The sequence below is a fragment of the Acinetobacter sp. YH16032 genome (genome assembly GCF_013417345.1).
Classification (GTDB): domain Bacteria; phylum Pseudomonadota; class Gammaproteobacteria; order Pseudomonadales; family Moraxellaceae; genus Acinetobacter.
The window spans coordinates 1-11,976 of the sequence record NZ_VPEE01000045.1 but is presented as its reverse complement, the minus strand read 5'-3'; the positions used below and the strand labels follow the sequence as shown (position 1 = coordinate 11,976).

Sequence of the window (11,976 nt, the reverse complement as noted above, 5' to 3'; positions counted from 1 at the left end):
GAAAATGTATATCGTTGGCAGAAGAAATTATTTAGACCAGTTATCAAAAACTTCATTGATGACTTTATTCTCGATAAAAATCATCTGCTACCACAGAGAATCTATAAATAATAGTGCGTAAGTCCTATATTCTTACAAATTCTTATGAGTGAGAAAAAACTCGTTATTTAAATATGTAGATTTAGAGTGTACCCTAAAGTTACAATCTGAAAGTTCATGAAATTATGTATCATTTAAATGATTTTTAATCATAAATAACATGTAACTTTAGTATTAAAGATTTATAATTTACGAAATTGTTCATTTTTATCCAATTGGGGCGTGAAAAATTGAAAGGCCAAAAAGTAGGGTATATCCGGGTAAGTTCTGTCGAGCAAAACACTGGACGTCAACTTGAGGGAATTGAAGTCGACCGGATTTTTGTTGACCGTGCTTCAGGTAAAAATACTGACCGACCTAAATTTCAGGAAATGTTGAACTATGTCCGGGAAGGGGACAGGGTGATTGTACATTCCATGGATCGTTTTGCGCGAAGCCTGAAAGATTTGGTCACTGAAGTAGATAAACTGGTCAAACGAGGGATCGCCATCCAGTTTGTAAAAGAGAATATTACTTTTACTGCCCAATCCACGCCGATGGATAATTTGATGCTGCAACTGATGGGTGCTTTTGCTCAATTCGAGCGGGAAATTATCTTAGAACGTCAGAAAGAAGGGATTAAGATCGCAGCAGCTCAGGGCAAATATAAAGGTCGTGTCCATAAATTGAATCCAGATCAAGCTAAAGCATTACTGCAAGCCTGGAAAGAAGGGAAGTATTCATCAAAAGTTGATCTGGCAAAAGCGTTTGGTATCAGTAGACAGGCTGTCTATCGGTATTTAAAACAAATTAATTAGTCACTAGATGGACTGAAAGGTGCCTACAAAATCAGTGGCTATTCAGATATTACAATTAGCTACCAAAAAAGTAGAGATGGTCTGCATCTACTCGTGGACTCTACTGGCTTGAAGTTTCTAGGTGAAGGTGAATGGAATAACACTAAATATAAAAAAATTGGAAGAATAATTTATTAAATTATTGTTTTTATGTGGTTATTGGTGATGTTATGAATAATAATAACTTTTTTCTTGATGAATTTTACCTAAAAAAATTGATCAGATAATTTTCTTTAAATGTCATGCATACATAAATTTGACAGTTTGAAGGGATCGGTATGTGCATTTTTCACAAGGTTAAAGATCGACCATAAATGTGATAAACGGCAGAGGATCATTGAAAAATGAATGGATTTAAACACTACATGTATGCACGAAAAAAAGTATCGCTGCGGTTCTGCTGACAGGCTGTATTGAGCATTGAATGCAAATGATGTAGTAATTGTCTACAGGCTATAGGACCAGCATGAAGAAGAATGAAATGTAGTTGCCAATTTATAACCTTGGTTGAAAAGCATAGCATTGTTATTCGGAGAAGTGAGGTAAGCCATCCTTCTCTTATTCATTTAAAATGATTCTTACTCAACTGATCTCGACTCATGGGCTGGTTCCAATTAGACGGATAATAACTTCCATCCCCTATCTTTTTCTTACCACATTTCTTGCATTTAATCCCTTCTTTGGAGATTTGATTCAGCATCACTGTTGTCGGTTGAATCAAATCAATGACATAGTTCGTTGGTTCAGGAAAAGCAGAAGAGGCTGCTTTATTGCAAAAGAGAACATTCGGATCAAATGGATTGGATTGCACAAAAGCCATGATACAGCCACAGAGTAATTCACCTGCATGTAATCTGTAACATCCATTCAGGTCATCAGACGAAGATTAATCTGAAATTTAAGCACTAAACGCCATAAATCTATGTATGGGCAGATTTTTTTGAGACATATGTTGATAAACATGCGGCAAGTTACATTGCTTAAAAGTCTATCTAAGTTAACGATCTATTCAATTCTGGATAAGTAATCTGAATATTACGATCCTAAATTACCCGAAGAGTATTAAGATTTCTAAGAATCGTGATTGTTGGTTTATTTGGGAAATTAATCAGTGGATTGAAGCAAAGATGATGGCTCATTAAGGATTGTGGGCTTCGACTACTTAAATTTTAGGTATTTTGAATAAAGCATATTTCAAAAATCTTAATTAATGGATTTAAATTACCATAAAAACCTTCAATATTGGCTTGAATCCATTGTTGTTGAGAGTCAATGCGAGACCAATCAATACCATAACCACAATGAGCAATCAGATGCTCAAAGAAAATCCGTTGTGTACGTCCATTACCTTCACGGAATGGGTGTATGACATTAAGCTCACAATACAAGTCGGCAAGTTGAGGAATCAGTTGTTGTGGTGCTAAGCCTTGAAAGTATTTTTTTTCTTGAAGCGGTTTGAGTAGTTTATTGGTTTCAATTTCAATACGGGAAAAATTACAAAAACGGGTGTCACCTTTGGAAATATCGATTTGTCTTAACTTTCCTGCCCAGTCGTATAAGTCGCCAAAGAGCTGCGCATGAATTGATTTTAAGTATTGTAAGTCGTAAGGTGGTTCAGCATATTCAATTAAGTTACTTGCCAATCCAGACAGTTCTAGTTCAGCTTGTTCTAAAATTTGTTCATCATGAATATTGAGTTTGTTCTTTAGGATATTTGTGCCAGGGTAACAATACAGGCTGTCACCCATTTCCCCATATTTATCCATACATGCACCTGACTAAGTTTCGGGTTGCGAATACTTCTTATATTTTTGCAAGATTTCAGCTTTACTTTGTTGAGTTGTTTGAGCTGTCGTTGTAATGCCTTCAAGCTTTAGGCTGGCTTGATAGTTTTGCGCACGTGTCGCTTGAATATATTTTTTTTTCTGTTCAGTGGTTCTGAGCATTTCGAAACTCCATTGATGCTACACGTGAGGTAAGTATAGCAGAGAATCTTTTTGATCAATGCTGCATACACAGCATTTCAAAATGTAATACAACGGTATTGTTTCATGTAATAACAGAAAACTAAAAAAAAGTGGAAGAATTTTTAAAATTTAGACCACCCATGATAAGCAAACCATATGTATTTGTTGATAATTGTAATTTTGAGAGAATTTAGTTGATAAATTAAATGAATTTTAATATACAAAGATATGCTCATTTTTTATATCGATAAAAATGTTAAAATTTGACTATTTAGTAAAAAATATAGAGATATTTATGGGGCAATTTATCATGCCCTTTTGCTTTGAGCGACAAAATGTTCAATTTAAGATAGTAAAAATTAACTCAGAACTACTGAAAATCAAAAAGATTAAACAGAGCCAGAAAGTAGTAGTACAAGCAAAGTTCAAAATAATCTATGTGAAAATTTGGCAAAAAATATTGCTATTAATGCAAACGGAGCCATGCTTACGTGTACATTCTAATTATGTTGCAATCTTACAGTTGATACATAATCTTGATGATTTTATCGAAAAATCACAGCAACACTTGTGCTTTGAGAGAAAAGCTCAGAAAGAGCTGGATGCTAAATTTTTTGCTAGATTTTTTAAGCTGACAAAGAGTTCAATAAAAGATCAACTTTTACCAAATTGTTCAGATCGTAATGAATTTAACCAATGCAATTTGATAAAAAATTAAGCGAAAGCGAATATGCCAAAGATTGAAACAGAAGAGCAATTCTTAGATTTAGCAGAAAAATTCCAAAAAGATTATTGTTTATTACGCAATCATGTTGTGAATACACAATTTGTCGATCTATCAGATGATTTACGTGAAAAAGCCCATGCTCTATATAAGGAAGCACAACAGATATATGGCTATATATCTAGTTCTAGACAATTAGGTAAATATTATTATCTAGCTTCTTTAAGTTATTTTGCATGCCCGACTACTAGTAATACTCAAGAGCTGTCGTCTGAACGTTATTTGATTCTACAAGCGAGTTTTTTAACATATCGGCAGTATCAAGAATTTGCAAAAATTGATAAAGCTGAGAATAAGCAAAAACATGTTTGTGATCTCTTTCGCTATGTATCACGATATGTTCTGGATTCTAATCATGCTGAATTATTTCAAGAATGCAGTGAGCTACTAAATCGCTATGTCATGTACGAACGTAACTTGAAAAAGGAGGATCGTAATCAACTTTTTAATATTAAAGATTTCAAACAAGTACAAGCCATAGAGTATTTATCGGCTCTATTAATAATTTTTAAAAGACTTGATGATCGTCGTGTTGTTCATCGTCAGCGTAAGTCAAAAAAAAGTAAAGTTTTGCAATGGCCGACGAAAAATGAACTCAAAAAATTTCGTGAAATTAAAACGGGTAAGCAAGTAGATATTGGACATAACGCAAAGATCAGTATTTATGATGCCGCTCTTCACAAAGATGAAGAGGGTGAAGTTGATCTATTAGATCCTGAAATGGAGTTTTATTCAGAAGATGAAAAGTCTAAAAATTTAAATTATATACTCAGCGATAATGCGACGCATCTAATGCGGCATCGCCAGCGCCGTCATGCTCCTTTTGTTACAAATCCACATTATTTGGCGCCAGATATACTGAAGCAAATTGTTTATGTGTTGAGAACCGAGTTATCCGGGCACTGGAGGGATGCTGCAATCGCTGCAGCATGTTTATTGTCACTTTTGACGGGATTATCACCCGTCGCACTGATGGATTTTAACGAGCTTATTCAAGATGGAATTTTGATCCAGAATGGTTCAAGTAGACGTCGCGAATATTTACTCAAATTAAATCTTAAAATTACAGAGCAGAAGATTAAGAGCTTAAATCATGTGCGGTGGAATGAAGTGATGACACATCAACTACATTTACCTTCTGCTTGGTTTGACTATATAGAACAAGCATCGAATCCACTAATTTCATCAACACACATTAATACGAAACTTAAGAATTGGCTTGATAATCGGTTTGTAGGTTCGATCACTGTAGAAAAACTGCAGGCTCAATTATATTTTCATATATATTATGAAACATATAATGAATATCTTGCTCATGTAATTGCTGGGCGGGATAGTCAGCATCACATGCCTGGTATCTATTATGGCGGGCTACCGAAAACTCAACTCAGTAGCACATATCTAGCCTTTTTAGAAAAAGCACTTACACCACATTCCACACATTTTACTGAAGACACGGCTGAACTAAAAATATTGCAACAACAATTCAAAGTGCAATCTGCATTATCTATAGGAAGGATAGGGAGCCAACTGGCACTTGAACCCAATTTTGTGAAAGAGCAATTCCATATTTTACATAGACATTGTCACGAAAACATCCAAGAAGATAAGCACATTATTAATCAACTTAATGCATATGCGTGTTGGATGTGGCATATCAGTTTGTTGAGTTTGGCAAGTCGGCCTAAAAAAAACCTGTTGGGGAATTTGGATGATTATTGTGTTGAGCTCAAGCTTTTATATGTGAATGATAAAAAAAATAGTAAAGCAAGAAAAGATGGTCGTTTTATCCCTTTATCTGATTTTTTCATAAAAACACTGCAAAATTACACTGCCTTTTTAGAACAAATTATTGAAGCGTACGGTTCATTTTTTAGACAAGTCTTTGCAAAGAAGAAGATAACTGTAAATGATCTTTTTGGTAAGGTCATTTTTAGTAAAGATATCTTGCCGATAACTGTCAAAGAATGGCAGAGCAGGAAAATTAAGTTAATCCCTTTATCGAGAAAATGGGTGAATTCATATATGCAAGGAGTCTTTCCAAAGAATATGTATTCGAATTGGTTACGTCATTTTGACATGAACTTTTTGATGCATGAGCAGCAAGAGGGTAAACCAGCATTAGCTTTTCACTTAATTCAGGCCCTGTATGGTCATGACCAACGTGACCGAGAGGCTTTTCATCCGCATTCTTCACTTATCCCGAATGTCTATGTACAGCAAGCCCGCCAGCAATTGCAAGATAATGTCAAATCTTTATCGATTAAACACTTAGAGCGAAAATAGTTGTATGCAAAAAATCAAAGAACTAATAAAACCACAACTAGATGATCTATTTGTTGATATTCATAAAATGGTGAAAAAGTCGCTAGATAGACAGCCTTCTCCACCTGAAGTATTGACGAAAGAAATGCAGCAAAAACTTGATCAGCAGATCGCTGAAAAATGGCATGACATTAAAGATAGTGTTGATTGTTTGAGTCAAAAGTTGAGCCGAGACGAACAATCAAAACTGATGCAATTTACTGAAGATGAATTTAATAAAAGAAGGAAGCAATTCAACCAGAATGTAGATAAAAAATCATACAGAATTAAGCTAAATCCACATACTAAACGGATCGTACTGCCTAGAAAAATTGAGAGTACAGAGTCACGGTTAGAACAGGGGCATCTACATATCCATGTACTTAAGGAATTAAGGCAGTATTGGCAAGATTCATTTGAATATTGGAATGAACCAAAGTACTTATGGGGAAATTTATGCTTAAGTTTTATATATATTTCAGGCTGTGCAGATGAACAGCATTTGATTGCTATTCAGAAGCAATTGCAGGAGGCCATTGAGCTTGGTACAGATCTGAATTGTTTTCGGTTATACCATTCGGACTACAAAAAAATCACTAATCCATTGTTACTACATTATCGTGTTGAAAACTCTCAATATGGCAACGATGTAGAACAGGGAAAGTTGTACCAATGGAAACATGTTTTTTTTAACCCATATGCGCAGTTCATTTTGCAATATTTAAAAAAGTTGAAAGCTACTCAGAAAGAATTTTGTCTGCAACATTCAGTTGAAGATTGTATTTTAGAAAGCTTGAGTAAGATAGGCAGGAAAAAAAGTCTTGGGGATCTGCAATATCAAATTAAACGCCGTGGATTTCGTGCATTTAATGATGTGCAAATGGTACTCGAATTTAATCCAAACCTCAGCATAGATATATTTTTGAGTAATGTGCTTCAGCAAGAGATTAATACTGTTGCTTTAAGGCCATCCGAATTTAGATTGCTGTGGAATAATGATTACAATCAAGTCACAGAACCAGATAATCGCCCTATTCATTTTGAACAAGAGCAGTTACTTCCTGAAGTTCCGACTGTTCAAAGCAAATTACAAACGATTCCGTATGAGTTGATGTTGTTTGGTCAAAAGAAACGTAAAGGTCAAAAAGTTGAGCGTTTAGATAAAAAGAGGAATAAAGAAGAACGCACGCTACGTTTTTGGCAAGAAACTAGAAGGGTGTTAGAGGAGAAGATAGTTGATGCTAATACGGAGGAAAAGTCTTTAATTGATGCTCAACTACGCTTAATTCACTGGTTAATGCATTTAAAAAAACGAGGGCTTCAATTATCAACTATTGAAAGCTACTTAGGATCGTTTGGCAAAGAATTTATATTTGAGATTTGGCTCAATAAATTAGATTTAAAGCAACAATCCATAGATGACTATGAGGATTTATATCGGCAGCTATTGAAATACAGCAGTGAACGTGATGAAAAAGCAGTTCAACGAGATTCGGTGAAAGGAAAAACCTCTCGTAAGATGCACCAAAGCGCAGAATACCGTTTTGGTCGCCTAAAAGATTTTCATCAATTCTGTATAGAGAATTATGATGCTCCAGGGGTATTGGTGTTACAGAATTCAAGTTTTAAGCATTTACAAATTTGCAATGCACGGCTAGTGAGTCCTTTGCTATTTGGCAAATTATTGGAAAAACTAGAAAATTTAAGTCAAGAGCCAACGGCATCAGAGTGGGTCGATCATCTGAGTTGTTTAAAGCTGATGTATTTACTAAGTTATAGAACTGGACTTCGATTAAATGAAGTTCGTTGTCTTAAAATACAAGATATTATTTGCCCAGAGCTACTTTATAAAGAAAAAGAAAATACAGTTTTTAATAATATCACGCTTCATATCCAAGACAATTCATATCGCCGTCTGAAAACGCGAAGTGCGAATCGTCAAATACCATTGAAAATTGCATTGTCAGAACATGAGTTTTTAGTAGTACAACGTTACATACAACATCGTTATGAGCAATATTTGGTTAATCAGCAGGATGATCTACTTTTTAGTGTGAATCATCGTGTATTAACTGATCAATGTATCAGCAAAATTACAGTAGATTTGTTTAGTCAAATATTAGGTATGCATCATGGCTTTAGTTTTCATACATTACGCCACAGTGCTGCTAACTATCTAGCAATAACTTTGCTCGGTTCAAAAGAAATGATCAAGACCTACACAGATTGTCCTTGGGTAAAAGCAAAAAAGATGAGGGATTTATTGTTTGGTATGAAAGCACGTGCTCAAGAAGAGATTATTCAACATAAATGGCAGGTGCTCGCCTCTTGGATGGGGCATAGCAGTATTGAGCAAACGGCTTCAAATTACCTTCATGTTTTGGATTTATTAGCAGTCGATCGAATTTATAATTCGCCGTGTATCATTTCAAAAAAAGTATTAGAACAGTGTTTTAGTCCAGTGAAGTCAAGTACAGACTACATAAACCTAAATCGTTATACTCAGCAGCAGAAATGGTTTAATTCTTATCAGCAAACACAGCCAGTTACGATGGCTGGCCGACAAGAAAAGAAGTTTAGTATAGAGAAGAGTACTCTGACACCTTTTCAACGTTTGATAAGTTTTAGAGAAGGTCGTTTAAGCGAAGATACCCAAGCTCAAGAATGGATGCAACGATGTCAATGGATGAGCACTAAATGGATGGATCGCCAAAAATTTAATTTAAAAACGAATTATGTTTATAGTAAGAATTTAGAAGAGAGTTGGTTTGATGAACTTTACGAAAAGGCTAAAAAACTGACTCGTCCAGATGAAATAATTCCTCTCCTTGATTTTCATTATAAAGATGATAGGCAGCAAGATGCACTGAAAGAAAAGAACATGGTTAAGGCGCTTAAAATATTATTATTATTTGGAAAACTGCGTAAGAATTTTCTACATTTTCAATGCCGAATGAAAGGTGATGAGCAACAAATTGTTAATTTTATTACTGGTATAGAGCCAATGTTAGGAGATCATCTGTATTTAGAAAAACAAAACTACCCAGTTAATTTGGATGCTCCTGAGCGAACCGTTAAATTTAGTTTTCAAAGAGTTGTCGGCTCTAACAAAAAAAATGTTACTCCGCTGGTTATATTTAATTTAATGTTAAAAATGATGCAAAAAGATGAACTCTGGATCAAATAGCCTAAGCATGTTAAAGGGGAATTGTTTAGAAATTTCCCTGTTTATAAGTAAACTGCCTTTATGAAAAGCACCATGCTGACTTGGATTAATAAGCGGAATGTAGTATCACAGTTTGATCGCTGGATTTACGAAAATGGTGTGAAGATTAGCGGTATGGTAAATCGATGAGCTAAAGTGTTGTAGTCCAAACTCGATCTGACAATTACCCATTTTTTAGTGTGCCCGTCAGGTTAAATTTGAACTGAATTTTTCTCAGCCCAAATTCATTTCCAATCAAGTTATGTTTCAAGTGGCGTGCGAACACTGCACAATTTAATTCACGGTGCCTAAGACAGGTATCAACTTCGGACCAGCCATTCTAGCTTTGCTAATGATTTCCACCAGCTCATCATAAGTCAGTTCAAACTTATCCTCACTATCAAATACATAGACCATATTCTTGCCTTCATGTTCAGGTGGAGTAGGTGGTACAAATCGTTTCGGGATAAGAATTTGTGCGAGTTGTTCGTCAGTTAATTTAAATAAGTGCATGTTTTTATCCTACTCTTGGTAAGTCAGACCATTTGGTTAAATACGAAGGTGATCTAAGGTTTTGATTCATGTGCCATGTGGCTTCTTTATTGTTGGCAATGCCTAGCGTGACGAGATTCTTCCCAAACCGTTCACTGATGGCTTCGATGGCATCTGAAAGCCTTTCTCGCTCTTGCTTATGTGAATAGTCCGTGAATAGATCGGGCACAAACTTGGATTGATCTGTAATTTCGAGCAGCACGATTCCCGCCTTTTTATACTTAAAGCCTTTCTTAAATATCTGATCGATGCCTTTCATCGCGGCCTTGGTGATGAGCAGTAGATCATCCGTATGCTCATGCATTTGAACGACGATGTAAGGCGAGTAGCGCTCTGTCTTATCAAAGCGACTGGTTTGGATATACACGCCGATCATCTTGCAGATTGAGCCATCTTCCCGCATTCGTTTCACGGCTCTGGCCACATAAAGCCGAACCGAAGCTTTAATGTCATCCATTTCATACACTGGGTTGCCATATGAACGGCTGCTGATGATTTGCTTCTTCGCTACAGTATCATCACTAAGGTCAATACAAGAAAGGCCCTGTAGCTCAAGCACCGTCTTTTCCATCACGATACTAAACTGCTTTTTGATTTCTTTAGGATTGGCATTGATCAGATCCAGCACAGATTGAACACCCATAGTATTGAGCTTCTTACAGTTCTGTCTGCCTACGCCCCAAACCTCAGACACATCAACCTGCGCGAGTAGCGTTTCTGTAGAGCATGGGTCCATATGGGCCAGATTACAGACCCCATTGAAGAACTTGTTTTTCTTGGCGAGATGATTGGCAATCTTGGCTTCGGTTTTAGAGCGACCAATTCCAATACAGCAGGGTAGGCCTAACCAACGCCAAGCCTTAGCCCTCATGTCTTGAGCATATACAGTCAGGTCAAATAGATGCTCGTAAGCTGTGAGCTTCAGAAAGCATTCATCAATGGAATAGACCTCTTGATCTCCTGGTGCAACATAGTCCCCAAGCAGCTCCATAAAGCGCTTGGACATTTCGCCATATAAGGAGAAATTACTGGATAGCACCTGAATGTTATGTTGTTTGATCAGCTCTTTAATTTGGAATACAGGAACACCCATCTTGATGCCTAAGTCTTTCGCTTCCTGGCTTCTGGCCACGGCACAGCCGTCATTGTTGCTGAGCACAATGGTTGGGCGATCATTCAAGGCAGGATTAAACACACGCTCACACGAGACGTAGCAATTATTCACGTCGACTAACGCGAATATTTCATTTTCACTTTGCATGGTTATTCTTCTTTTTATGAGCGGTGATAAATACGCTTTAAATTAAAAGTCACCACACCCCAGATTGATATGGTCTGACTATCATCAGGAATGATGTGATTGTAATTCGAATTTTCAGCCTTCAACCAAAGTTCTGGAAGCGGATAATCTTCATCTCCAAATATTTCTTTGATTTCAGACTTGGACATCTTATTGGTGATCATCAGCCGCTTAATGGTCGAGGCGCTATTATCAATCAGGGCAACCACGATATCGTAATGCTTGGCCTCAATGCTGCGATCGACAATGATTGGGTCATTGATCTCGAAACCAGCATCAAGCATAGATTCACTGTCTACATAAGCAATGAACGTAGAAATAGGGTTGTGAATCAGGAACTCATTCAGATCGAGCGCTTTATCTTGCTCATCCTTGGTGCTGAAGGCTGGACCTGCAGGGATGCGCTCTAAAGAGACGGGGATAGAGACTTTAGATTTGGGTAGAACTGCAGTAAGCCCTAACTGCGCAACCAGTTCATTTTGAACAGCGATTTGTTCAAGCACGGTATTGATGGTAGGGCTTGGCTTACCCTCTGGACCCATGAGCTCTTGTAAAGATGACCATGCGTCGTCAGAGAAGTAGATAGGCAACTTCTTAGACATTAGATACTCCTACGCTACAAGGCGTGTTTGGAAGTAGAATTTGTATAAATAGGATATTACTAACAGTATTTAAAATTCAAATTTAAAAAGTTGTGGATAAACAAGGATGCGTCAGAATAAGACGTCTTGTTTTTGCTCATCGCGTGGAAAAGTGACGAATTCATCGGGCATTTCAAAAAAATATTCATGCGCGTGTTCATGGGGTCGTCTCAGGAAACGGAAAATATAGCACGCTAAGGATTTTCACTCCGACTTCTTTTAACGATATCCAACACGGTATTTTTGCTTAGATTGACCAGCCGACCGACTTGTCGATAAGAGTGTCCA

Annotated in this window: 11 protein-coding genes and 3 pseudogenes; 7 read left to right on the top strand and 7 right to left on the bottom strand. The window is 36.6% G+C overall.

Annotated elements, in window-relative coordinates:
* From FTV32_RS14810 to FTV32_RS14800, 3 genes and pseudogenes are all read left to right on the top strand, one after another.
* A pseudogene (locus FTV32_RS14810) lies at window positions 1-111 on the top strand (IS701 family transposase); the annotation flags it as partial.
* A gap of 218 nt (window positions 112-329) precedes the next feature.
* A complete protein-coding gene (locus FTV32_RS14805) occupies window positions 330-896 on the top strand; it encodes a recombinase family protein (protein WP_180029048.1) in 567 nt (188 codons plus the stop codon).
* 45 nt (window positions 897-941) lie between these two features.
* Window positions 942-1,049: pseudogene (locus tag FTV32_RS14800) on the top strand (IS5/IS1182 family transposase); the annotation flags it as partial.
* A gap of 448 nt (window positions 1,050-1,497) precedes the next feature.
* Here FTV32_RS14800 and FTV32_RS14795 read toward each other — a convergent pair.
* The 3 genes from FTV32_RS14795 to FTV32_RS14785 form a co-directional block, all read right to left on the bottom strand.
* A complete protein-coding gene (locus tag FTV32_RS14795; RefSeq protein ID WP_004726728.1) occupies window positions 1,498-1,755 on the bottom strand; it encodes a hypothetical protein in 258 nt (85 codons plus the stop codon).
* A 349-nt stretch (window positions 1,756-2,104) separates the two neighbouring features.
* A complete protein-coding gene (locus tag FTV32_RS14790) occupies window positions 2,105-2,701 on the bottom strand; it encodes a putative adenosine monophosphate-protein transferase Fic (protein WP_004658347.1) in 597 nt (198 codons plus the stop codon).
* Between the two features lie 12 nt (window positions 2,702-2,713).
* Window positions 2,714-2,881, bottom strand: a complete 168-nt coding sequence (locus FTV32_RS14785) for a YhfG family protein (protein WP_002125865.1) — start codon at window positions 2,879-2,881, stop codon at window positions 2,714-2,716.
* A gap of 274 nt (window positions 2,882-3,155) precedes the next feature.
* Here FTV32_RS14785 and FTV32_RS14780 point away from each other — a divergent pair, with 274 nt between their 5' ends.
* The 4 genes from FTV32_RS14780 to FTV32_RS17775 are packed head-to-tail and all read left to right on the top strand — an operon-like array spanning window position 3,156 to window position 9,345.
* Entirely contained in the window at window positions 3,156-3,620 is a 465-nt protein-coding gene (locus FTV32_RS14780; protein WP_000911011.1) for a hypothetical protein, read from the top strand.
* Between the two features lie 12 nt (window positions 3,621-3,632).
* Entirely contained in the window at window positions 3,633-5,972 is a 2,340-nt protein-coding gene (locus FTV32_RS14775; RefSeq protein ID WP_002058482.1) for a hypothetical protein, read from the top strand.
* A gap of 4 nt (window positions 5,973-5,976) precedes the next feature.
* The gene (locus tag FTV32_RS14770) at window positions 5,977-9,177 is read left to right on the top strand and encodes a site-specific integrase (RefSeq protein ID WP_002046149.1); all 3,201 of its coding nucleotides are present in this window, start codon (window positions 5,977-5,979) and stop codon (window positions 9,175-9,177) included.
* Window positions 9,178-9,237: 60 nt separating this feature from the next.
* The gene (locus FTV32_RS17775; protein ID WP_372551473.1) at window positions 9,238-9,345 is read left to right on the top strand and encodes a hypothetical protein; all 108 of its coding nucleotides are present in this window, start codon (window positions 9,238-9,240) and stop codon (window positions 9,343-9,345) included.
* A gap of 144 nt (window positions 9,346-9,489) precedes the next feature.
* Here the strand turns inward: FTV32_RS17775 and FTV32_RS14765 are convergent, their stop codons facing one another.
* The 4 genes and pseudogenes from FTV32_RS14765 to FTV32_RS17550 form a co-directional block, all read right to left on the bottom strand.
* On the bottom strand, window positions 9,490-9,708 hold the full coding sequence (locus tag FTV32_RS14765; RefSeq protein WP_000550047.1) for a hypothetical protein: 219 nt from the start codon (window positions 9,706-9,708) through the stop codon (window positions 9,490-9,492).
* A gap of 4 nt (window positions 9,709-9,712) precedes the next feature.
* Entirely contained in the window at window positions 9,713-11,008 is a 1,296-nt protein-coding gene (locus FTV32_RS14760) for a Y-family DNA polymerase (protein WP_001190352.1), read from the bottom strand.
* Window positions 11,009-11,022: 14 nt separating this feature from the next.
* Window positions 11,023-11,649, bottom strand: a complete 627-nt coding sequence (locus FTV32_RS14755) for a LexA family transcriptional regulator (RefSeq protein ID WP_035270232.1) — start codon at window positions 11,647-11,649, stop codon at window positions 11,023-11,025.
* A 111-nt stretch (window positions 11,650-11,760) separates the two neighbouring features.
* Window positions 11,761-11,853 (bottom strand): annotated as a pseudogene (locus FTV32_RS17550) (DUF159 family protein); the annotation flags it as partial.
* Between the last annotated feature and the right edge of the window lie 123 nt (window positions 11,854-11,976).